The sequence below is a fragment of the Nocardioides sp. NPDC101246 genome, assembly GCF_044767415.1.
Lineage (GTDB): Bacteria > Actinomycetota > Actinomycetes > Propionibacteriales > Nocardioidaceae > Nocardioides.
Genome location: NZ_JBIWNX010000002.1, coordinates 177,993 through 200,303, shown reverse-complemented (window position 1 = coordinate 200,303; position 22,311 = coordinate 177,993). Strand labels below are relative to the sequence as shown.

The 22,311-nt window shown below is 70.6% G+C and carries 18 protein-coding genes; 15 read left to right on the top strand and 3 right to left on the bottom strand.

Annotated features, from left to right (window positions below; all coding sequences use genetic code 11):
• The first annotated feature begins 21 nt into the window (after positions 1–21).
• Both dinB and ACIRON_RS04065 read left to right on the top strand, forming a co-directional pair.
• Positions 22–1,227 carry a DNA polymerase IV gene (dinB, locus tag ACIRON_RS04070; RefSeq protein ID WP_402989288.1) on the top strand — a complete coding sequence of 402 codons (1,206 nt, stop codon included), beginning with the start codon at positions 22–24 and terminating at the stop codon, positions 1,225–1,227.
• 145 nt (positions 1,228–1,372) lie between these two features.
• Complete coding sequence (locus ACIRON_RS04065; RefSeq protein WP_091047573.1) at positions 1,373–1,741, top strand: DUF3040 domain-containing protein; 369 nt, start codon at positions 1,373–1,375, stop codon at positions 1,739–1,741.
• On the opposite strand, the gene ACIRON_RS04060 is transcribed toward ACIRON_RS04065, so the two are convergent.
• The 3 genes from ACIRON_RS04060 to ACIRON_RS04050 are packed head-to-tail and all read right to left on the bottom strand — an operon-like array spanning position 1,738 to position 6,329.
• The gene (locus tag ACIRON_RS04060; RefSeq protein WP_402989285.1) at positions 1,738–4,029 is read right to left on the bottom strand and encodes a transglutaminaseTgpA domain-containing protein; all 2,292 of its coding nucleotides are present in this window, start codon (positions 4,027–4,029) and stop codon (positions 1,738–1,740) included. The genes ACIRON_RS04065 and ACIRON_RS04060 overlap by 4 nt on opposite strands.
• Positions 4,026–5,330: a DUF58 domain-containing protein gene (locus ACIRON_RS04055; RefSeq protein ID WP_402989282.1), complete on the bottom strand. Its 1,305-nt coding sequence runs from the start codon at positions 5,328–5,330 to the stop codon at positions 4,026–4,028. Before ACIRON_RS04055 ends, ACIRON_RS04060 begins: the two co-directional genes overlap by 4 nt.
• A gap of 21 nt (positions 5,331–5,351) precedes the next feature.
• A complete protein-coding gene (locus ACIRON_RS04050; RefSeq protein ID WP_402989279.1) occupies positions 5,352–6,329 on the bottom strand; it encodes an AAA family ATPase in 978 nt (325 codons plus the stop codon).
• A gap of 254 nt (positions 6,330–6,583) precedes the next feature.
• Here ACIRON_RS04050 and mraZ point away from each other — a divergent pair, with 254 nt between their 5' ends.
• From mraZ to ACIRON_RS03985, 13 genes are all read left to right on the top strand, one after another.
• On the top strand, positions 6,584–7,006 hold the full coding sequence (gene mraZ, locus ACIRON_RS04045; protein ID WP_008363047.1) for a division/cell wall cluster transcriptional repressor MraZ: 423 nt from the start codon (positions 6,584–6,586) through the stop codon (positions 7,004–7,006).
• A gap of 244 nt (positions 7,007–7,250) precedes the next feature.
• The gene (gene rsmH / locus ACIRON_RS04040) at positions 7,251–8,261 is read left to right on the top strand and encodes a 16S rRNA (cytosine(1402)-N(4))-methyltransferase RsmH (protein WP_402989276.1); all 1,011 of its coding nucleotides are present in this window, start codon (positions 7,251–7,253) and stop codon (positions 8,259–8,261) included.
• Positions 8,258–8,851, top strand: coding sequence for a hypothetical protein (locus ACIRON_RS04035; protein WP_402989273.1), 594 nt, complete (start codon positions 8,258–8,260; stop codon positions 8,849–8,851). The genes rsmH and ACIRON_RS04035 overlap by 4 nt, the downstream gene beginning before the upstream one ends.
• Positions 8,851–10,683 carry a peptidoglycan D,D-transpeptidase FtsI family protein gene (locus ACIRON_RS04030; protein ID WP_402989270.1) on the top strand — a complete coding sequence of 611 codons (1,833 nt, stop codon included), beginning with the start codon at positions 8,851–8,853 and terminating at the stop codon, positions 10,681–10,683. Before ACIRON_RS04035 ends, ACIRON_RS04030 begins: the two co-directional genes overlap by 1 nt.
• Positions 10,684–10,758: 75 nt before the next feature.
• A complete protein-coding gene (locus tag ACIRON_RS04025) occupies positions 10,759–11,190 on the top strand; it encodes a MarR family winged helix-turn-helix transcriptional regulator (RefSeq protein ID WP_402989268.1) in 432 nt (143 codons plus the stop codon).
• A gap of 56 nt (positions 11,191–11,246) precedes the next feature.
• Positions 11,247–12,962: an MFS transporter gene (locus ACIRON_RS04020; protein WP_402989265.1), complete on the top strand. Its 1,716-nt coding sequence runs from the start codon at positions 11,247–11,249 to the stop codon at positions 12,960–12,962.
• 139 nt (positions 12,963–13,101) lie between these two features.
• On the top strand, positions 13,102–14,562 hold the full coding sequence (locus ACIRON_RS04015) for a UDP-N-acetylmuramoyl-L-alanyl-D-glutamate--2,6-diaminopimelate ligase (RefSeq protein WP_402989942.1): 1,461 nt from the start codon (positions 13,102–13,104) through the stop codon (positions 14,560–14,562).
• Between the two features lie 138 nt (positions 14,563–14,700).
• Complete coding sequence (gene mraY, locus ACIRON_RS04010; RefSeq protein WP_378728495.1) at positions 14,701–15,819, top strand: phospho-N-acetylmuramoyl-pentapeptide-transferase; 1,119 nt, start codon at positions 14,701–14,703, stop codon at positions 15,817–15,819.
• Positions 15,819–17,282, top strand: a complete 1,464-nt coding sequence (gene murD, locus ACIRON_RS04005) for a UDP-N-acetylmuramoyl-L-alanine--D-glutamate ligase (protein WP_402989939.1) — start codon at positions 15,819–15,821, stop codon at positions 17,280–17,282. The genes mraY and murD overlap by 1 nt, the downstream gene beginning before the upstream one ends.
• A gap of 111 nt (positions 17,283–17,393) precedes the next feature.
• Positions 17,394–18,686 carry a putative lipid II flippase FtsW gene (gene ftsW / locus ACIRON_RS04000; RefSeq protein ID WP_402989262.1) on the top strand — a complete coding sequence of 431 codons (1,293 nt, stop codon included), beginning with the start codon at positions 17,394–17,396 and terminating at the stop codon, positions 18,684–18,686.
• 13 nt (positions 18,687–18,699) lie between these two features.
• Positions 18,700–19,764 carry an undecaprenyldiphospho-muramoylpentapeptide beta-N-acetylglucosaminyltransferase gene (murG, locus tag ACIRON_RS03995; protein WP_402989259.1) on the top strand — a complete coding sequence of 355 codons (1,065 nt, stop codon included), beginning with the start codon at positions 18,700–18,702 and terminating at the stop codon, positions 19,762–19,764.
• Positions 19,761–21,179 (top strand): UDP-N-acetylmuramate--L-alanine ligase, encoded by a 1,419-nt coding sequence (gene murC, locus ACIRON_RS03990; RefSeq protein WP_402989257.1) that lies wholly within the window; start codon positions 19,761–19,763, stop codon positions 21,177–21,179. The genes murG and murC overlap by 4 nt, the downstream gene beginning before the upstream one ends.
• Before the next feature lie 17 nt (positions 21,180–21,196).
• Complete coding sequence (locus ACIRON_RS03985; RefSeq protein ID WP_402989254.1) at positions 21,197–22,135, top strand: cell division protein FtsQ/DivIB; 939 nt, start codon at positions 21,197–21,199, stop codon at positions 22,133–22,135.
• Positions 22,136–22,311 lie beyond the last annotated feature (176 nt).

Sequence of the window (22,311 nt, the reverse complement as noted above, 5' to 3'; positions counted from 1 at the left end):
CCGCGTCCTTGGAGGATCGGGGTGACTTCCTCCGCTGGCGCTCCGGAAGTCACCCCGATCCTCCATGTCGACATGGACGCCTTCTTCGTTTCTGTGGCTATCCGGCACCAGCCCGAGCTGTGGGACCAGCCGGTCGTCGTCGGGGGTCATGCACGAGGCGTGGTGACCTGTGCCAACTATCCGGCGCGGGCCTACGGCGTGCGGGCCGCGATGCCGGGCTCGATGGCGAGACGGCTGTGTCCTCAGCTCGTCTCGGTCCGTCTCGACTTCGGTGAGGTCGCCGAGGTCTCCCACCAGGTCCGCGAGATCTTCCGGCGCGCCACCCCGCTGGTGGAGGTGGTCAGTGTCGACGAGGCGTTCCTCGACGTGCGGGGAGCGACCAGGCTCTTCGGGAGCCCCGAGGCGATCGCCCAGCGGATCCGCCGCCAGATCGCCGAGGAGCTGAGCATCACCTGCTCGGTCGGCGTCGCGCCCACCCCGAGCGTGGCCAAGGTCGGCAGCCGCAAGGCGAAGCCCGACGGCATCGTGGTCGTCCGGCCGCAGGACGTCCCCGGCTTCCTCCACCCGCTCGACGTCGGTGAGCTCTATGGTGTCGGCCCGAGCACGAGGACCCGGCTGCGGCGGCTCGGCTTCGAGACGGTGGGCGACATCGCCCGCACCCCGGTGCCGACCCTCCACCAGATCCTCGGCCCGCGCCTCGGTGGCCACCTGCACCGGCTCGCCACCGGCACCGACCGGCGCGAGCTGACCGGGCGGCTGGGCCCCGACCTGCCGGACCGGTCCACCGGCGCCCAGGAGACTTTCGGCCACGACCTGTGCGACCGCGAGGACATCGTCCGCGAGCTGCTGCGCCTCTCGGCCCGCGTCACCCGGCGGATGCGGCGCGCCGGCACGGTCGGCCGCACCGTCGCGCTGACGGTGCGGTTCACCGACTTCAAGACCATCTCGCGCTCCCGCACGCTGCCCGATCCGACCGACGTCACCCAGGAGGTGCACGCCACCGCCGTCCGCCTCTACGACGAGCTCGACCTCAGGGGTCGGGCCCTACGCCTGGTCGGGGTCCGGGTCGAGCATCTGGTCGCCCGCGAAGGCACCGACCGGCAGCTGGTGCTCGGCGAACGGGAGCGCGGCTGGTCCGAGGCCGACCGCGCCATCGACCAGGTCGCCGAACGCTTCGGATCCAGCCTCGTACGCCGCGCGAGCCTGCTCGATCAGGGGCGGGGTTGACGCACCTGCCTGTTCGGTTGACACAATCGGACTTGGTTGTGCCATGGGGCAGAACGTCAAGGGGCAAGAATTTTCTGGGCTTACTACCGCCTTCAGGGTGGCCAGCCTAGACTTGGAGACACCCCAACAGGACATGGGAGGTACGGTGCCACTCTCGGAAGAGGAGCTTCGCCTGCTCGAGCAGATGGAGCGCGCGCTCTCGGCGGAGGACCCGAAGTTCGCCTCCGCCCTCCGAGGCACGGCTCTGCGCCGTGCCCAACGTCGACACGCGGTCATCGCGGGCATCGTGCTCGCCGGTGGCGTCGCGTTGCTGATGACCGGTGTGATCTCACGGATGTGGATCGTCGGGGTGGTCGGCTTCCTGGTGATGCTGGCCTCGACCTCCGTGCTGCTCACCGCTCTTCGTGGTGCTGCCGCGGTCGAGGAGGACGACGGGGACCACACGCCCCGCAGCTCGTTCCTCGACCGGGCCAGCGAGCGCTGGAAGCAGCGCCGCCGCGACAACGACCTCTAAGAGGAGATCAGCTCCCGCTCGGACCGGGCGACCGGTCCGTCGGTGGCTGGCACCGGCCGGCGGCGGAAGACCGACGCCGGCCACAGGCGTGCCCGGCGCCGGGCACGCCGGTCGGCGTGCTCCCTGAGCGTGGCCGAGACCAGGCGTACGTCGTCCCCGACCGCCGCGGCGTCGCGATGCTCGGCGTAGCGGTTGCGCTCGACGGCCGTCACGATCCGCTGCAGCGCGAGCATCGGTTCGCGACCCTGCAGATGCGGGGCCAGGCTGGTGGCCTCCTCCCGCGGTGAACGGGTCCCGGACCAGGGCAGACCGAGGTCGATAGCGGTGTCGCCCAGCTCGGTCCAGCCGGCCTCTGCGTCGCCCGCGAGCCGAGTCGTACGCCGCCGGCGCCGGATGACGGCCGGTGCCGCGAGCGCGATCAGGCCGACCAGGGCCACGATCCCCAGACCGGTCCAGACGGCGCCGGCGTTGGACTCCTCGGTGCCGGTGTCGGCGACCTCCGGCGTGTCCGGCTCCTCGCGCTGCGGCCGGTTGGGCACCGGCGCGACGCTCGTGCCGGCGCTGGGAACAGGCGCCTCCGGCTCGTTGCTGGCATTGCTCAGCGCACCCGTGGTGTAGCCGGGTTCGCTGGTGTCGGCGGCCGACGGGGTCGGCTCGAAGCGGATCCAGCCGATGTCCTCGAACCACAGCTCGGGCCAGGCGTGCAGGTCGCGGCCGCGGAACTGCCACACCCCGTCCTCGTCCTGGTCGCCGCCGAGGAAGCCGAAGGCGACCCGGGCCGGGATGCCGAGCTCGCGGGCGAGCACGGCCATGGCCGTGGCGTACTGCTGGCAGTAGCCGACCTTGTTGTCGGTCAGGAAGTCCAGCAGGGCCGCGCTGTCGGAGCCGACGTCACGCTCCAGGCTGTAGGTGAACTCGCCGCTGTGGCGGAACCAGTTCTGCAGGGCGACCGCCTTGGCGAACGGCCGGTCCTGGCCGGCGGTCCGCTCCAGGGCGATCTCCTCGATCTCGTCGGGGAGCAGCGGCAGGTCGGTCATGCCCGGTGGGGCGCCGACGCCGGGGTCGCCGGCGGCGAGGAGCCGTTGCTGGGACGGCTCGACGGGGGCGGCGGTCATCCGCCAGCTCTGCCCGGCCACGGTCTGGTCCCTACCCTCGGTGGACATGAAGTCGAGGGTGTCCTCGTCGTAGCGCCACGGCCCCCTGGCGGTGACATCGAGAGGGTGCGTGAAGATCGGTAGCCAGGTCGACTGGAACTTGGCGCTCGCCCGCAGCTGGTAGGTCGTGGGTTCGCCCAGCAGGCTCGGGTCGGACATCGGCGGCTCGAAGGTGGCCACCCCGCTGTGATCGGAGGGTACGTCGCGGTTGCCCGAGGTCCACTCCGTGCCGGTGAACTTGGTCAGAGCCCCGACCCGCAGATAGGACGGGGGAGTCTCGGTGTCGCCGTAGACGGGGGTGACCGACACCATCACCTGGTCGCTCTGCCGGCGCAGGTCGTCGTAGAGCCCGACGGTCGGGTTGATCACTCGCAAGGGGCCGTCGCCGTCGCCCGGGCCCAGGCCGGGAAGAGAGACGCTCGGGCTGGGCAGCCACGCCGGGGTGAGCAGGGCGATCACGACCGCGGAGACGCCGATGACCGCCGGTCCGGCGGCGGGCACCACCGGCAGGTCGTCATCGAGGCGACGGCCCCAGCGGCCGAGCTGTTGGGCACGGTCGAGGCGCAGCATCACCAGGAACGAGGTCGCGGTGAGCGCGAAGACGACCCAGGAGACGCCGCCCCAGCCACCGGCGCCGATGATGCTGAACGGCACCGTGAAGACCCCCAGCACCACGAGCCCCATCATCGGCGGCCGGCGCAGCGAGACGGCCAGGATGTCGGCCAGCAGCACCGCCGCGACACCGCCCGGGATGAGGTAGGGCGCCACCCCCGCCCCGGACATCGGCAGGTCGAACGGGTTGAACGCGATGTACGCCTCGGACATCTCGGCCGTGACCAGTGCCCGGCCGACGGCGGTGACGGGGAAGGGGTGCTGCACGACCAGGAGGCTGGTCGCGATGGTGCCGAGAAGCACCTGCAGCAGGACCACGACCGAGGCGTGCACGCGCAGCAGCCGCGCCGAGATGCCGGTGGCGACCACGAGCAGGCCGGCGACCAGGATCGGGCCGAGGTAGGGGAACCGGGTGCTCGTGAACGAACCCCACGACGACAGCGCGAACAGGACGGTCGCGAAGCAGGTCAGCGGCACCGCCATGGCGGGCACGACGCCGCGCGCGTCTCGGGAGGTCATCATCGCGCCGCTCCTGCCGCCGCGCCCGATGCCGTGCCCCGGGTGCCGAGCTCGCGCCAGCGCGCGGCCACCGAGTCGCCGACGCCGAGCTCGACCGCCTTCCAGCCGTGCTGGACGAGCAGTGGTACGCCGCTGGGCCGCCGCTGCTCGGGCGCCAGGTGCACCGCGCTCCAGCCGTCGACGGCGAGCGAGAAGGCGAGCGCGGCCCCGGTGCGATGACGCACCCGGCGAAGCACTCCGGCGTCCTCCTCGTCGAGGGAGCCGAGCACCGCCACGGTGACTCCGCCCTGTCCGGCCTCGCCGATCCAGGAGGCGTCGATGCGGTGGTGCTGGACGGTCTCGACCACGGCGAGCGCCTCCAGCAGGGCGGCCGCGTCCGCCTGGCCCTCGCGGTCGTGCCAGCCGGCGTTGAGCTCACCGCCACCTGCCGAAGCGGCGCCGGGGGTGCTGCCCCCGGAGGTCACCAGGCGCACGGAGTAGCCGGCCTCGACCAGGTGCACCGCCACCGAGGCGGCGACCACGACGGCGTGCTCGAACGAGGAGCTCGCTCCCTGGCCACGGTGGACCGAGCGCCGGTTGTCGAGGAAGACGGTGGCCCGGGCCTGCCAGGGCTGCTCCTCGCGGCGCACCATCAGCTCGCCGAGGCGGGCCGAGCTGCGCCAGTGCACCCGCCGCAGCTCGTCGCCGCGGCGGTACTCACGCACGGTGACGTCCTCCGCGCTGCCACCGAGGAATGCCCGCGGCCGGGAGTCTCCCGACGAGGTCGCGTTGCCGGTCAGGGGAGTCGGGGGCAACGCGATCACTCTCGGCGTGACCGTGAACGGGACCGTGGACTGGAAGGCGCGATTGAGCTCGACCAGGCCGAACGGGTCGGCCACGGTCACGCGCATCGGGCCGATGTCGAAGCGGCCCCGGATCTCGGATCGGATCTGGTAGCCGAGCTTGTGGCGCCACCCGAACCCGATCCGGTCGACCACGAAGCGCGGGCGCCCACCCAGGGCGTAGGGGACCGTCTCCTCCAGCAGCAGGGTCCCGGTGGGGATCCGGCCCTCGTTGGCGATGGTGAGCTCGACCTTGGCGGGCTGACCGGCCTCGGTCAGGTGCGGTTCGATGTGGCGGACGAGCGCGAGCCGGTAGCGACCCCAGGCGGCGACCACCGCGGTCACCAGCGGCAGCGCGACCAGCAGCATCCCGATCCGGGACAGCGTGGACTGGTCCAGCAGGACCCCGCAGACGATCGCGGTGATCCCGGCGGCCAGGAAGGCCCGGCCCCGCACGGTCAGTCCGGACAGTGCCTCACGCATATCGGACGGTTCCCTCGTGGATCAGGTCTGTGGCACCGGCACGGCGGAGACGACGGCCTCGAGGATGTCGGTGACCGACCGGCCGTGCATCGCCGCGGAGGCGCTGGGGAGGAGACGGTGGGCAAGGACCGGACCGGTCAGCCTGCGTACGTCATCGGGGAGGACGAACTCGCGTCCGTGCAGGGCGGCATGGGCCTTGGCGGCCCGCAGCAGGTGGAGGCTCGCTCGCGGCGAGGCGCCCAGGGCGAGCTCGTTGTTGGTGCGGGTCGCCGCGGTCAGGGCCACGGTGTAGCGGCGCACCGCCTCCGAGACGTAGACCTGGTTGACGACGCCGACGAGCTTGCGGATCTCCACGGCGTCGGTCACCGGGTCGAGGTCGTCGAGCGGGTTGGACGCGCTGTGGTTGGCCAGCATCGCGATCTCGGAGCCGACCGGCGGATAGCCGACCGAGACCCGCGCCATGAACCGGTCGCGCTGCGCCTCGGGGAGGGCGTAGGTCCCCTCCATCTCGATCGGGTTCTGGGTCGCGATCACCATGAACGGCGACTCCAGCTGGTAGGTCACGTTGTCGACGGTGACCTGGTGCTCCTCCATGCACTCCAGCAGCGCGGACTGGGTCTTGGGGGAGGCGCGGTTGATCTCGTCGCCGACCACGATGTTGGCGAAGATGCCGCCCGGGCGGAACTCGAACTCCCGGGTGTTCTGGTTGAAGATCGACACCCCGGTGACATCGCTCGGGAGCAGGTCGGGCGTGAACTGGATGCGGCGGACCGAGCAGTCGATCGAGCGCGCCAGCGCCTTCGCGAGCTGGGTCTTGCCGACCCCGGGCACATCCTCGATCAGGAGGTGTCCCTCGGCGAGCAGCACGGTCAGCGTGGAGTCGACGACGTCGGTCTTTCCCTCGATCACCTTCTCGATGCTGTCGCGAATGCGGCCCGCGACCCGCACCAATGTCTCGATCTCTGCCCCATTCGATGAGGCCTCCAACGGCGTCGTCACGTCGCGTCCTTCCGACTCACCCTGCTTATGGGAACACCGTACGGGGTAGCGCCTACGGGCGTCTGTGGCATTGACCCGACTGTGACCTGCAAACGGTATGTCGCCGGCTTCCGCCGCACGCAGGACGGGGGAGCGGGCAGTGGTGGGAAATCGTCGGGTGGGGGAGGAAGGTGGTTTGAATGTGGGGGATTGTGGGGTACGGTGGGGCAAAGTGGAGGAACGATCCACGTTGAGCTGACCGCGGGGGCGAGCACATGTTCTTCATGGGCACGTACACGCCGAAGCTCGACGAGAAGGGCCGGATCTTCCTCCCCGCAAAGTTCCGAGATCGACTGGCTGAGGGGGTTGTCGTGACGCAAGGTCAGGAGAACTGCCTCGTGGTGTGGCCCGAGGACGTCTTCATGCAGGAGGCACAGCGGGCCCAGCAGACGCCGCTCACCTCTCGGGACGCACGCGACTACGCCCGTGTCCTCTTTGCGGGGGCCGAGCAGACGACACCCGACAAGCAGGGCCGGATCGGCATCCCGCCGCTCCTGCGCGACTACGCCGGGATCGTCAAGGACGTGGTCGTGATCGGTGTGATGGACCGGATCGAGATCTGGGACCCGGCCAAGTGGGCGGAGTACTCCGCGGGTGCACAGGCCAAGTTCGCAGACCTCGACGAGTCGACGGACTGATAAAGGGACAGATCGACAAACCGACAGAGCTGATCAGAAACAAGACAAGTCAACAGCGGATCCGCAGGACGAGGTCTCAGTCCCGCTCCACCCATCCAGCCATCCGGGGCACCTTCCCCGGTTCCGGACGGCGCTCGGTGGTGAGGGAGCGGGCATGAGACCTGGCTCTGCGGATCCGTGGCGTTGTCAGCCCGTGGCTCTGCCACAGAGACACGGGAGAACACACACCAGACGAAGCCGTGCGATGGGGGTCGAGGCGGTGACGAACCAGAAGCACGTGCCGGTGATGCTCGACCGCATCGTCGACCTGCTCGCGCCGGCGCTCGCCGATGGCGGGGTCCTGGTCGACTGCACGACAGGTCACGGTGGTCACACCGAGGCCGTCCTCGAGCGGATCCCGGGATCACGCGTGATCGGCATCGACCGAGACACCTACGCCCTCGGCATCGCGGGGGAGCGGCTGGCCCGTTTCGGCGACCGGTGGACAGGCGTCCACGCGGTCTACGACGAGATCCTCGACGTGGTGGCCGGGCAGGGTCTGGACGAGGTCCAGGCGGTGCTCTTCGACCTCGGCGTCTCCTCGATGCAGCTCGACCAGCGCGAGCGGGGCTTCGCCTACGCGGAGGACGCGCCGCTCGACATGCGGATGGACGCCACCCGGGGTCAGACCGCGGCGGACGTCCTCAACAACTACTCCGCGGCGGACCTGACCCGGATCCTGCGGGACTACGGCGAGGAGAAGTTCGCCAAGAAGATCGCCTACGCCGTCGTCAAGCGCCGCGAGAAGGTCCCGTTCACGACGAGCGGGCCCCTGGTGGAGCTCCTCTACGCGGAGATCCCGGCACCTGCCCGTCGCACCGGCGGACATCCGGCCAAGCGCACCTTCCAGGCGCTGCGGATGGAGGTCAACGACGAGCTGGGGGCGCTGCGGCAGGCACTGCCGGACTCGCTCGAGGCCGTCGGCGTCGGTGGCCGGGTGGTGGTCGAGTCCTACCACTCGCTCGAGGACCGGCTCACCAAGCGGGCCTTCGCCGAGGTGACCAAGCTGGACGTACCTCCGGACATGCCGTTCGTGCCGCCCGAGGCCGAGCCGGCGTTCCGCCTGATCACCCGTGGTGCCGAGCAGGCCAACGAAGCAGAGATCGAGGAGAACCCGCGCGCCGCCTCGGTGCGACTGCGCGCAGTGGAGCGCGTCAAGCGCCGAACCAACCCCAGAGACCACACAGCCAAGCCGAACCCTGGAGCAACCAGATGAGCATCGCCGCCGCGCCACAGGCGCCCGGGCGCAGCCCGGACCGGGCCCCCGAGACCCAGACGCGCCTCACCGCCGTCCCGGCGCCGCTGCCGGGCCCGATGGCTCCGCGGCTGCCGTTCGTCGTGCTCGTCTCGATGCTGCTCGTCGGTGGCGTCGTGGGTCTGCTCGTCTTCAACACCTCCATGCAGCAGTCGGCCTTCCAGGAGCAGAAGCTCCAGGAGCAGGCGACCACCCTGGCCGCCCGCGAGCAGGCGCTCGACGGCGAGCTGAAGAAGATGGAGGACCCGCACAAGATCGCCGCCAAGGCGAAGGAGCTCGGCATGGTCGTCCCGCAGAACGCGGCCATGCTCCGGGTCCCCGCGGCGAAGATCGAGGGCGAGGCGGCCCCGGCCGACCGCTCCGCGACCCCGCCGCTGCACCCGAAGGTCGCCAAGCCCTACAGCGTGCTGGTCGCCGAGCAGAAGGCTGCCGAGGCGGCCGCCGCGAAGAAGAAGGCCGCCGAGCTGGCTGAGAAGAAGAAGGCCCGGGAGGCGGCGGAGAAGCAGGAGGCCGAGGAGCAGCAGCGTACGCCCTCGGGTGAGGCTCGCTGATGGCTCAGCGGACGGTGCGCCGGACCCGGCGGCCCGCCCCGGAGAAGGGGCCCAAGAACGGGCTCAAGAACGTGCCCAAGAACGGGCGTGGCCGCGGGCCGGTGCACATCCGGCTCCGCGTCGGGTTCATCCTGGTGGCGATGGTGCTCTCGGTCTTCGGTGGCCGGCTGGTGCAGCTGCAGGGCATCGACCCGCACTCGTACGCCGCGATGGCGGCCGCCGAGAACGTCGTCGATGTCGTGTTGCCGGCCGAGCGCGGCGAGATCCTCGACCGTGACGGCGAGGCGCTGGCCGACTCCTCCGACGGGCTGATGGTGCTGGCCGACCCGAAGCAGACCAAGAAGGACGCCCCGGCGATCGCCGCGTTCCTGGCCAAGGAGCTCGGGGTCGACTACGCCTCCGCGCTCGCCAAGCTGCGCAAGGACGGCAGCCGGTTCCAGTACATCGACCGTCAGGTCGTCGCGACCAAGGCGACCGATGTGGTGGAGCGCGCGAAGGCCAAGGGCTACCAGGGCCTGTGGACCAGCCGCGACCCGCTGCGCAACTACCCCAACGGCGACGTCGCGGCCAACCTGGTCGGCTGGGTCGGCAACGACGGTCCGCTGGCGGGCCTCGAGGCCGCCTTCGACAAGCACCTGGCCGGCAAGGACGGCCATGCCGAGTACGACGCGACCAGCCAGGTCAGCGGCACCCGGATGCCGCTGGGCACCAACAACCGCGTCGACCCGGTCGACGGCAACGACCTGACCCTCACGATCGACCGCGACCTGCAGTACTACGTGCAGCAGACCCTGATGGACGCCGTGCAGAAGTCGCGCGCGGAGTCGGGGATGGCCGTGGTCATGGACACCCAGACCGGCGAGATCCTGAGCCTGGCCGACTACCCGACCTTCGACGCCCGCGACCCGGCGGCCTCGCCGAAGACCCTGCGAGGCAGTGCCGCGCTGTCCAACGTCTACGAGCCGGGCTCGGTGCAGAAGGTGCTGACGGTCGCCGGCCTGCTCGACCAGGGGCTCGTCTCACCCTCGACCCGGCTCAAGGTGCCGGGGTCCTACAGCTCGGGCGACGCTGACATCCACGACTGGTACGAGCACGGCATGGAGAAGCTCACCCTGGCCGGGGTGATCGCGAAGTCCTCCAACATCGGAACCGTGATGGCCGCGGACAAGTACGAGGACGGCCAGCTGCGCGACTACCTCTCCGCCTTCGGTCAGGGCCGGCGCACCGGCCTCGGCCTGGACACCGAGTCGGCCGGCCTGCTCGCCTCGCCGGAGAGCTGGAACCCGGCCGACGAGGACCGCATCGACTTCGGTCAGTCGATCTCGGTCAACGCCGTGCAGATGACCGCGGCGCTCAACACGATCGCCAACGGCGGCGTACGCATCGACCCCAGCCTCATCGCCGGGAGCGCCACCAACAACTCCGGTGCCGAGGTCGGCACCGACACCGCGCAGCGCACTCGCGTCGTCTCCGAGGAGGCCGCCTCCGAGACCGCGGAGATGATGGAGCGGGTCATCAACGACCCGGACAACGGTGTGGCCCCGCAGGCCGCCGTGGATGGCTACCGCGTCTCCGGCAAGACCGGAACGGCCCAGCGGGTCAACTCGGAGTGCAAGTGCTACGACGGCACCACCACGGTCTCCTTCGGCGGTTTCGCCCCGACCGACGACCCGCGGTTCACCGTCTACGTGGCCATCCACAACCCCGGCAACGGCGGTGGCGGTGGCACCGTGACCGGTCCGGTGTTCTCCCAGATCATGTCCTTCGCCCTGCGCCGCTACGGCGTCCCGCCGACCGGCACCGAGCCTTCGAAGATGCCGACTGGTTGGTGAGTACGCGGCGCCGTCGCGCGCTGCGGACCGAGATTTCAATTGGCAACCAATACATAAGCGTGTTATGTTGTTCAGGTGAGCGCAGAAGTCACCGGCCGAGATCTGGCACCGACCATGGAGCGACTGGTGCGACTCGTGCGAGAGGTGTCGACGGCCGGTGAGGTCTCCACGACCGGAGCAGCGGTGCTCGCGCGGCTGGGTCGGCTCGGTGGTCAGCGGATCACCGACCTCGCCCGGGCCGAGGGGGTGTCCCAGCCGGCGATGACCCAGCTGGTCAACCGGCTCGAGCAGGACGGGTTGGTGCTGCGTACGGCTGACTCGGCCGACCGCCGCGGAGTCCTCGTCGAGACCACCGACCGCGGTCGCGAGGTCACCAGCGCGAGGCGTACGCAGCGGGCCGAGGTGCTCGAGGCGGCGCTGGAGCGCCTCGATGGAGCCGACCGGACCGCCATCGCGGCGGCCCTGCCCGCCCTCGACCGGCTCGTCGACGCCGTGCTCGATTCCTGACGCGCCGGCCTGCCGGCGACGCGTACGAAACAAACGTCTGAGAAGAGGCAAGAAGAATGAGCTCCCAACTCAGGGCAGCTACCGCGAGTCCGTTCAAGCAGCCACGTGCCGTGTGGGCGGTCGCGTTCGCATGCGTGGTGTCGTTCATGGGGATCGGGCTCGTCGACCCGATCCTGCCGGTGCTCGCCGAGGAGCTGGAGGCGACACCGGCGCAGGTGTCGCTGCTGTTCACCAGCTACCTCGTGGTGACCGCCGTGGCGATGATCGGAGTCGGCTGGGTCTCCAGCCGGATCGGCGCGAAGTGGACGCTGATCCTCGGCCTGGTCCTGATCGTCGTGTTCGCCGGGATGGCCGGGACCGTCGACGGTGTCGACGGCATCGTCGGCTTCCGTGCGGGTTGGGGCCTGGGCAACGCGCTGTTCATCTCCACCAGCCTCGCCGTCATCGTCGGCTCGGCGACCGGAGGGTTCGCGGGCGCGATCATCCTCTACGAGACCGCGCTCGGTCTCGGCATCGCGGTCGGACCGCTCCTCGGCGGCGTCCTCGGTGGCATCTCCTGGCGCGGTCCGTTCTTCGGCGTCTCCGCGCTGATGGCGATCGCGCTGGTCGCCACCCTGGTCTTCCTGCCACCGACGCCCAAGCCGGAGAAGAAGGTCACCCTGCTCGCACCGCTCGCCGCGCTGCGCCACCGCGGGCTGCTGACCATGGGCATCATGGCGCTGCTCTACAACTGGGGCTTCTTCACCCTCCTCGGCTACGCGCCCTACCCGATGGGGCTGCACGACCCGCTCCAGCTCGGCTGGGTCTTCTTCGCCTGGGGCATCCTGGTCGCGATCTTCGCCGTGTGGGGCGCGCCATGGGCGCAGCGCCGCTTCGGCACCGCGCCGACCCTCTACGTCAACCTGCTCGGTCTCGGCGCCCTGCTCGCCATCATCGGCCTGGGCGTCTCCTCGCCGACCGTGGTCATCGTGGCCGTGATCCTGTCCGGGATCTTCGTCGGGCTCAACAACACGCTGACCACCCAGGCGGTCATGCTGGTCTCCCCGGTGGAGCGGCCGATCGCATCCTCGGCCTACGGGTTCGTACGCTTCATCGGCGGCGGCCTCGCCCCGTTCGCCGCGGGCAAGATCGCCGAGGCGACCGACCAGTCGGTGGCCTTCTACGTCGGCGCAGCGGCGTTCCTGATCGCGATCCCCGTCCTCGCCAGCGGCCACAAGCTGATCACGGCCGCCGAGTCGGCGCAGACCGCCGAGCCCGTCGCGGCGACGCTCGAGCCCGTCGGGCCGGTTCGCGGTGAGGGCCGGCCGGTGCTGGTCGCCGTCGGCGCCACTCTCGACGCCGACGCCGTCGTCGACCGGGCCGCGGAGATGGCCGCAGCCGAGGGTGCGCCGCTGGAGGTGGTCCACGTCCGCGAGACCGAGGTCGTCGAGGAGCTGGCCATCGACGCGGAGGAGCCGGAGATGGCCGCCGCGACCGTACGCGCCCACCTGGACCGCCTCGCCGCCCGCGGGGTGAGCGCCACCGGTCTGGTGCTGCACAGCGTCGGCGATCACGCCAGCGCCGGGATGGTGCTGGCCAGGTACGCCAACGAGGCCCGGGTCCGCACGATCGCGATCGGCTCCTCGCCCCGGGGCCGTGCCGTGCAGCTCGCCGACGGCTCGATCACCTCGGCGGTCGTGCGGAACGCCGGCGTACCTGTCGTGCTCGTCGTTCCCGGCCAGGAGCCGCACGAGCTCAGCGCCGCGGCGCTGACCCAGCTGCGCCACGCCTGAACGCCACGCCTGATGTCGGCCCGGCGGGACCTGGTCCCGCCGGGCGGATAACCTTCGCCTGGTGAGCAGTGCGTACGAGACGGCGGAGCCGAAGAGCCCGACCCGCCCGCGAGTGACCGAGCCGGTGACGCTGGCCGAGCTGGCCGGCGAGTTCGGTCTGGAGGTGCGCGGCGAGGCCCGCGTCACCGGGGTCACGCTGAGCTCCCAACGGGTGCTGCCCGGTGACCTCTACGCCGCCCTGCCCGGCAGCCGGGCGCACGGTGCCGGCTACGCCGCCGGCGCCGTCGAGGCCGGAGCGGTCGCGGTGCTCACCGATGCCGCCGGCGCCGCCGAGCTGGAGGCCCAGGGCCTCGCCGACGTGCCCGTGCTGCTCGTCGAGAAACCACGCAAGGTGCTCGGCTCGCTCTCGGCCCGCGTCTACGGCAACCCCTCCGGCAGGCTGCGGCTGATCGGCGTGACCGGCACCCAGGGCAAGACGACGACCACCCGGCTGGCCGAGAGCGCGCTGCTCGACGCCGGCCACCGCGCGGGCGTCATCGGCACCGTCGGCACCCGCATCGGCGGGCGCGACGTGAAGACGCCACTGACCACACCCGAGGCTCCCGACCTGCACGGCCTCTTCGCCCGGATGGTCGAGGAGGGGACCGAGGCGTGCGCCATGGAGGTCTCCTCCCACGCACTGGTGATGGGCCGTGTCGACGGGGTCGTCTTCGACGTCGCCGTCTTCCTCAACCTGGGTCGCGACCACCTCGACTTCCACGAGACGGTCGAGGACTACTACGCGGCGAAGGCCGACCTGTTCACCCCGGAGCGGGCCAAGCTGGGCATCGTCAACATCGACGACGAGCACGGCCGCCGCCTCGCCGCGGAGACGAGGATCCCGATCCTCACCTACGCGCTGCACGACGACACCGCCGACTGGCGTGCCACCGACGTCGAGCTGCGCCCCGACGGCTCCAGCTTCACCGTCCGTGGCCCCGACGGCCTGGAGTTCCCCGGCGCCAGCCCGCTGGCCGGCGACTACAACGTCAGCAACACCCTGGCCGCGCTGGCGAGCATCCACCAGGCGTACGAGGACGAGTCCGTCGTACGTGAAGTGGCGACGGCCCTGGCCAAGGGCTCCGGCGTCCCCGGACGCCTCGAGCGGATCGACGAGGGCCAGCCGTTCACCGTCGTGGTCGACTACGCGCACAAGCCGGACGCGGTCGAGGCCGCGCTCGGCACGCTCCGCCCGCTGACCGAGTCCCGGCTGATCGTCGTGATCGGGGCCGGGGGAGACCGCGACACCGGGAAGCGGCCGATCATGGGGGAGATCAGCGCACGCCTGGCCGACCACGTGATCGTCACCGACGACAACCCCCGCACCGAGGACCCGGCGAGCATCCGGCGACAGGTCCTCGAAGGCACCGAGGGCGCGAGCGCGAGCGTCGAGGAGATCGGCGACAGGCGTGCCGCGATCACCCGGGCGATCAGCCTCGCCGAGCCCGGGGATATCGTCGTTGTCGCAGGTAAGGGCCATGAGACGGGCCAGGAGATCAACGGCGTCACCCACCCGTTCGACGACCGCGAGGTCGTGCGTGCGGCGTTGGCGTCACAGTGATCGATGTGCTGATACGGCGGGGTGCCGCAGAGCCGGCGAACCCGTAGGGAAGAATGCCGGGGGCCGGTGTCTTCGCTATGCACACCGGCCCGGGGGCAAGGACATGGAACGGCATGGCAAGGAAGGCACCCGGCTGACATGAGAGCGATCTTGCTGAGCGGAGCGATTGCGCTTCTGTTCTCGCTGCTCGGCACTCGATTTGCGATCCTCCAGTTCACGAAGCTGGGCTTCGGCCAGGAGATCCGCGAGGACGGGCCGACGACCCACCGCACCAAGCGCGGCACGCCCACGATGGGTGGTGTCGCGATCGTGATCTCGGTCATCGTCGGCTACGTCGTGGCCAAGCTGCTCACCGGCGACGCACCCAGCGCGACGGCGTACCTGCTGCTCTTCCTCTTCGTCGGCATGGCGGCCGTCGGTTTCGTGGACGACTACATCAAGGTCTTCATGCAGCGAAACCTCGGTCTGCGTGCCTGGTCCAAGATGGTCGGGCAGACGCTGGTCGCGGTCGGCTTCGGCGTGGTGGCGATCCATCCGGGCCTGGCCAACGCCGACGGCATCACGCCGGCGGCGGACCAGCTCTCCTTCATCCGCGACTTCGGGCCGCACTTCCTCGGCGGCGACGGGATCCTCTACTGGCTCGGTGGCGCGCTGCTGCTGCTGGTCTTCTGGATCATGGTCACCGGCACCTCCAACGCCACCAACCTCACCGATGGCCTCGACGGACTGCTGGCGGCCTCCGCCGCGATCGTCTTCGCCGCCTACACGATCATCTCGATCTGGCAGAACAACCAGCGCTGCGGCCGCCCGAGCGTGGAGATCGGCACCTGCTACGAGGTGCGCGACCCGCTCGACATGGCGATCCTCGGCGCCGCGATCAGCGGCGCGTGCATCGGCTTCCTGTGGTGGAACGCGAGCCCGGCGCGGATCTTCATGGGCGACACCGGCTCGCTCGCGCTCGGCTCCGTGCTGGCCGGGTTCGCGATCCTGTCGCACACCGAGTTCCTGCTGATCATCCTCGGCGGTCTGTTCGTGATGGAGACCTCCGCGGTGATGCTGCAGGTCAGCTGGTTCAAGCTCTCTCGCCGCCTGACCGGCACCCCGAAACGCATCTTCCGGATGACACCGATCCATCACCACTTCGAGCTTCTCGGCTGGGAGCAGGTCACCGTGGTGATCCGGTTCTGGATCATCACCGGCCTCTGCGTCGCGGCCGGCCTCGGAATCTTCTACGCCGAATGGGTGGCGACGATCTGATGACCGAGCCCGAGAACACCGGCGACAAGCTCGACAAGCTCGGCCGCAACGACTCCTGGGAGGGTGTGAAGGCGGTCGTGGCCGGCTTCGGCGTCTCCGGTTTCGCCGCCGCCGACAACCTGACCCACCTCGGTGCGAGCGTGATCGCGCTCGATGAGTCCCCGGGCGACGAGGAGCGCCAGGAGAAGGCCAAGCTCCTCGGCATCCTGGGTGCCGACGTACGCCTCGGCGAGGGCGCCACCCACGTGCTGCCCGACGACGTCGATGTCGTGGTCACCTCTCCCGGCTGGCGCCCGACCGCGCCGCTGCTCGCCCAGGCGCGCGAGCGGGGGATCCCGATCTGGGGCGAGGTCGAGCTCGCCTGGCGGCTGCGCGACCCCGACAACGCCGCCCCCTGGCTGGCGGTCACCGGCACCAACGGCAAGACCACGACCGTGCAGATGCTCGACAACATCCTGCGTACGGCCGGGCTGCGGTCCGTCGCCGTCGGCAACGTCGGCCTGCCGATCGTCGAGGCCGTGATGGACCCCGAGCCCTATGACGTCTTGGCCGTGGAGCTCTCCTCCTTCCAGCTCCACTACACCTCCTCGATGGGCGCCGAGGCCGCCGTCGTCCTCAACATCGCCGAGGACCACCTCGACTGGTACCCCTCGATGACCGAGTACGCCGCCGACAAGGGCCGCGTCTACGAGGGCGTCGAGCGGGCCTGCGTCTACAACGTCGCCGACGAGGCCACGATGCACCTGGTCGAGGAGGCCGACGTCGTCGAGGGCGCCCGCGCCATCGGCTTCACCCTCGGCACCCCGGCGGTGGGTCAGCTCGGGGTGGTCGAGGACATCCTGGTCGACCGGGCCTTCATCGAGGAGCGCCAGACCTCGGCCGCGGAGCTGTGCCAGATCTCCGACCTCGCCTCCGCCGCGCCCCACTACGTCCAGAACGCGCTGGCCGCGGCCGCGCTCGCCCGGGCCCACGGGGTCTCCCAGGCCGCCGTACGCGACGGGCTGAAGTCGTTCCGCCCCGATGGCCACCGCATCGAGGTCGTCGCCGAGGCCGACGGCGTCACCTGGATCGACGACTCCAAGGCGACCAACCCGCACGCCGCCCAGGCCTCGCTGCAGGCCTATGACCCGGTGATCTGGATCGCCGGTGGGCTGGCCAAGGGCGCCCGGTTCGATGACCTGGTCGCCTCCATCCACGACCGGCTGCGGGCCGTCGTCCTGATCGGCCAGGACCGCGACGTCATCGCCTCCGCCCTCGCCGCCCACGCCGGTGACCTCGAGGTCGTCGAGCTCGACGACCCCGACGGCGTGGCCGCGCTCGCCGAGGCGGTCGAGATCGCCGCCGCGCTGGCCAAGCCCGGCGACACCGTGCTGCTGGCCCCCGGCTGTGCCAGCCAGGACCAGTTCCGCGACTACAAGGCCCGCGGCGACGCCTTCGCCGACGCCGTACGCCGCCAGCTCTGACCTCAGCCTGCCGAGGCGGGGGCGACACGCGCGGGGGAGATGCGCGGCGAACGCCGAGACGGCGGCGAGAATGTAATGGACGTACGTCGCACCGCAACTGGGAGGTAGGCAGTGACGACCACCAGCCCCGACCAGACCGGTACCGGCTCGGCCGAGCAGGCCAAGGCGTACCCGAAGTCGGTCCTCGGCTACCTCAAGGCCTGGTTCCACGCGCTCAGGGTTGCGCTGAACCGGCCGCTGGCCGCCTACTACCTGCTGCTCACCAGCACCGCGCTGCTGCTGACCATCGGGCTGATCATGGTGCTGAGCGCCTCGAGCGTGTGGGCCTACCAGTACATGGGCAACTCCTACGCGATCGTCGGGCGGCAGGTGCTCTGGGTGATCATCGGCATCCCGTGCGCGTTCATCGCCTCCAGGATCCGGCCCAAGCACCTGCGTCGGCTGGCCTGGCCGGGGTACGTCATCGCCTGCGTGCTGCTCTTCTTGACCATCTTCTTGGGCCACGACGTCAACGGCCAGCAGAACTGGATCGGGGCCGGCCCGGTCAAGATCCAGCCGAGCGAGATCGCCAAGCTGGGGATGGTCCTGTGGGCGGCTCACGTCTACGCGCTCAAGGAGCGCCGGCTCGACAGCCTCCACGAGGTGCTGATGCCGGTCCTGCCCGGCATCGCGCTGGCCACCGGGCTCGTCCTCGCCGGCCGCGATCTCGGCACCGCCCTGGTCTTCTTCGCGATCGTGCTCGGGATGCTGTGGGTGGTCGGGGCGCCCGGGCGGCTCTTCGGGATCGCGATCTCGATCATCGGTGTGTCGGTGCTGTTCCTGATCAGCACCGACACCGAGCGACTGGCTCGGCTGACCAGCTTCGTGGACCCGTTCAAGGACTACCACGGACAGGGCTGGCAGCCCTCCCACGGTCTCTACGCGCTCAGCTCGGGTGGTGTCCTGGGGCAGGGGATCGGGGCATCGCAGCAGAAGTGGGGCGACCTGCCCGAGGCCCACACCGACTACATCTTCGCGGTGCTGGGCGAGGAGCTCGGCCTGGTCGGCACCCTGCTCGTCGTCGGCCTCTTCCTGACCCTCGCCTTCGCCCTGGTCAAGGTCGCGCGCCAGACCGACCGGCCGTTCGTACGCTACTTCAGCTTCGGCGTGCTGGTCTGGCTGCTGGGCCAGATGATCATCAACGTGGGCATGGTGCTCGCGCTGCTGCCGGTCATCGGCATCCCGCTGCCGCTGGTCTCCTACGGCGGCTCCGCGCTGATCCCGTCGATGGTGGCGCTCGGCGTCGTGATCGGCTTCGCCCGTCGTGAACCGGCGGCAGCCGCGGCGCTGAAGCAGCGTAAAGCCTTGGCAAAGGATCGGGCCCGCCAGGCAGCCGCTTACCGGTCCGCTCAACGCAACCGATAAGTTCGGACGCATCATGAAGGCCCTCCTCGCCGGTGGTGGCACCGCCGGACACACATCCCCCCTGCTCGCCACGGCTGATGCCCTGCGCCGTCTGGATCCCAGCGTGGAGGTGACCTGCCTCGGCACGCCTCGCGGCCTGGAGAACCAGGTGGTTCCCGCCGCCGGCTACCCGCTCGAGCTGATCCCGCCGGTCCCGATGCCGCGCCAGCTCAGCAGCGACCTGCTGAAGGTGCCGGCCAACCTCAAGGGCGCGGTCGACGCGACCTACGAGGTGCTCGACCGGGTCAAGCCCGACGTGGTCGTCGGCTACGGCGGGTACGTCTCGATGCCGGCCTACCTCGCCGCGAAGCGGCGCCACATCCCGATCGTCGTGCACGAGGGCAACGCCATGCCGGGTCTCGCCAACAAGGCGGGAGCCCGGGTCGCCGACCGGGTCGCGGTGAGCTTCCCCGACACCAAGCTGCCCAAGGCCGAGTACATCGGGTTGCCGATCCGCCGGATGATCTCGACGCTGGACCGCTGGGCGCTGCGCGCTGAGGCGCGCAGCTTCTTCGGGCTCGACCAGCACCGCCCCACGATCGTGGTCACCGGCGGCTCGCAGGGCGCCCGGACGATCAACGAATCGGTCTCCGGTGCCTACCCGACCCTGGCCCGCAACGGGATCCAGGTGCTCCACGTGATCGGCCCGAAGAACGAGCTGGCCTCGCCCGGCCCCGGCTACCACGTGCTCAACTACGTCGACCGGATGGACCTCGCGCTGGCCGCGGCCGACCTGATGATCTGCCGCTCCGGCGCCAACTCGGTGATCGAGGCCAGCGCCGTCGGGGTCCCGGCCGTCTACGTACCTCTCCCGATCGGCAACGGCGAGCAGTCGCTCAACGCGCGTGCCGTCGTCGACGCCGGCGGCGCCGTGCTGGTCTCCGACGCCGACATGAGTGCCGCGTGGGTCAGCAGCCACGTACCCCCGATCGTCACCGACCGCGCCCGACTCGAGGCGATGTCCAAGGCCGCCAGCGACCTGGTGCCGCGGGACGCGGACGAGCGGCTGGCACGGATCATCTTGGAGGTTGCATCGTGAGGGTTCCGGTTCCTGAGCACATCCTTCCCGCCGAGCAGTTGGGCAGGGTCCACTTCATCGGCATCGGTGGGGCGGGCCTCTCGGCGATCGCCCGGGTCATGCTGGCCCGCGGGATCCAGGTCTCCGGCAGCGACGGCGCCGACTCCTCGATGGTCGCCGCGCTGCGCGAGGAGGGTGCGACCGTCCACGTCGGCCACGCGGCCGAGCAGGTCGAGGGTGTCGACACGCTGATCGTCTCCACGGCGATCCGCGAGGACAACCCCGAGTACGTCGCGGCCGTCGAGAAGGGCCTGCGGATCTACCCGCGCTCGGCCGGCCTGGCCTCGGTGATGGAGGGCCGCCGCGTCCTCGCCGTCGCCGGCACCCACGGCAAGACCACCACCACCTCGCTGCTGACCGTCTCCCTGCAGGCCGCAGGCGCCGCGCCGACCTACACCGTCGGCGGCGAGCTGGCCGCCTCGGGCACCAACGCCGCCGAGGGTTCGGGCGACCTGTTCGTGGCCGAGGCCGACGAGTCCGACGGCGCCTTCCTGGTCTACAAGCCCTACGCCGCGGTCGTCACCAACGTCGAGGCCGACCACCTCGACCAGTGGGGGACCGAGGAGGCCTACCGGGAGGGGTTCGCCCAGTTCGTGGGGCGGCTGGCTCCCGACGGGTTCCTGGTCGCGGTCATCGACGACCCCGGCGCCGCCGACCTGCGCCACGTCGCCCACTCGCTCGGCCGCCGCTTCATCGGCGTCGGTGAGTCGGAGCTGGCCGACGTACGCGCCGTCGACGTCGTCCTGGAGGGCACCACCTCCTCCTTCACCGTCGTCGACGGACTCGACGAGCTGGGCCGGATCACCCTGCAGATCCCCGGGCGCCACTACGTCGCCGACGCGTTGGCCGCGTTGACGGTCGGCCTGCGCCTGGGTCACTCCTTCGACCTGCTCAAGGCGGGGCTGGAGTCGTTCACCGGCACCCGGCGGCGGATGGAGCGCAAGGGCGAGGCCGCAGGCGTACGCGTCTACGACTCCTACGCCCACCACCCCTCCGAGATCGCCGGCGACCTCGTCTCCGGCCGGTCCGTGGCAGGGCAGGGGCGGCTCATCGTCGCCTTCCAGCCGCACATGGTCTCCCGCACCCGGATCTTCGGTGAGGAGATGGGCCGCGTGCTCGGCGCCGCCGACGAGGTCGTCGTCCTCGACGTCTACCTCGCCCGCGAGGACTACGACCCCGAGGTCACCGGCAAGCTGGTCGCCGACGCGGTGCCGCTGCCGCCCGACCGGGTCGTCAGTGTCGCCGGGCTCGAGGAGGCCGCCGCCGAGCTGGCCCGCCGCGCCCGACCGGGTGACCTGGTTCTCACCCTCGGGGCGGGTACCGTGACCGAGGTGGGCCCGATGGTGCTCGCCAGGCTACGTAGGGCAGAGCAGTAACGCTGGGGGAGGCGAGCATGGCGGAGAAGGGGTCGGGCGTGGAGACCGAGATCGCCGAGGCCCTGGAGATCGCGCAGTCGGCGTCCGGGGAGCGCGAGATCGACCTCGATGCGGCGGAGGCCGAGGCTGAGTCGAGCGCCGAGTCGACCGCGTCGCGCCCCGAGACGGAGTCGGACGAGTCCGAGGAGTCCGAGGCTGAGCGTGCGGCCGTCGACCCAGCGACCCTGAAGAGCCGCAAGGCCTTCGCCCGGCGCCAGTGGCGTCGGCGCTGGCTCGCCTGGCGCTACCTCATCGTCGGCACCCTGGTCATCGCCCTCCTGCTCGGTGGGATCTGGGCGGTCTACTTCTCCACCTGGCTGCAGGTCAAGGGCACCTCGGTGCACGGCTCGATGAAGATGACCAGCGCCAAGCAGGTCGTCGAGTTCGCGGCCGTCCCGGTCGGCGAGCCGCTGGCCACCGCCGACCTCGAGGCGGTGCAGGTGCGGGTGCTCAACGGGCTGCCGATGGTGCGCTCGGTCAACGTCTCGCGCGAGTGGCCCGACAAGATCCGGGTCGACGTCACCGAACGTACGCCGGTGGCCGTCGTCTCCATCGGCGGCCGGCTCCGCGCGCTCGACGAGACCGGAACCGTCTTCTGGGACTACAAGAAGGCGCCCTCGGGCCTGCCGATGGTGAATACCGTGACCGGCACCAACTCCGACGCGCTCCGCGAGGCCGCCGCGGTGGCCTCGGCGCTTCCGGCCGACCTGGCCAAGAGGGTCGACCACGTCGAGGTGACCACCGTCGACTCGATCTCCCTGGAGCTGCGCAACGACAAGCGCGTGGTGTGGGGGAGCAGCGCCCAGTCCGACACCAAGGCCGAGGTGCTGGTCGCGTTGATGAAGGCGGAGCCCGACGTGGCCCGCTACGACGTCTCCGTGCCCGGCCAGCCGGTCACCAACAAGAGCCTGGACTGATCCCTCTTCCGGGCGGCTCTGCCACATTGCCCCTACCGGAAGGCACGAGATCGGCACAACTGATCCGCGTCCGCGTGTCGCGCCAGTTTGAGGACGTACGTCTGCCTACTGTTCTGAGAACGGCGAGGTTGACATAACTATAACCCTCAGGTTGAGGGTAAGGGTTAAGAACCGCC

Coding starts and splice junctions, on each gene's coding strand:
- ACIRON_RS04060 (WP_402989285.1), bottom strand. CDS start 4,029: ATGATGACCTCCCGAGACGCGCGCGGCGTCGTGCCCGCCATGGCGGTG.
- ACIRON_RS04055 (WP_402989282.1), bottom strand. CDS start 5,330: ATGCGTGAGGCACTGTCCGGACTGACCGTGCGGGGCCGGGCCTTCCTG.
- mraZ (WP_008363047.1), top strand. CDS start 6,584: ATGTTCTTCATGGGCACGTACACGCCGAAGCTCGACGAGAAGGGCCGG.
- rsmH (WP_402989276.1), top strand. CDS start 7,251: ATGGGGGTCGAGGCGGTGACGAACCAGAAGCACGTGCCGGTGATGCTC.
- ACIRON_RS04035 (WP_402989273.1), top strand. CDS start 8,258: ATGAGCATCGCCGCCGCGCCACAGGCGCCCGGGCGCAGCCCGGACCGG.
- ACIRON_RS04030 (WP_402989270.1), top strand. CDS start 8,851: ATGGCTCAGCGGACGGTGCGCCGGACCCGGCGGCCCGCCCCGGAGAAG.
- ACIRON_RS04020 (WP_402989265.1), top strand. CDS start 11,247: ATGAGCTCCCAACTCAGGGCAGCTACCGCGAGTCCGTTCAAGCAGCCA.
- mraY (WP_378728495.1), top strand. CDS start 14,701: ATGAGAGCGATCTTGCTGAGCGGAGCGATTGCGCTTCTGTTCTCGCTG.
- murD (WP_402989939.1), top strand. CDS start 15,819: ATGACCGAGCCCGAGAACACCGGCGACAAGCTCGACAAGCTCGGCCGC.
- murG (WP_402989259.1), top strand. CDS start 18,700: ATGAAGGCCCTCCTCGCCGGTGGTGGCACCGCCGGACACACATCCCCC.
- ACIRON_RS03985 (WP_402989254.1), top strand. CDS start 21,197: ATGGCGGAGAAGGGGTCGGGCGTGGAGACCGAGATCGCCGAGGCCCTG.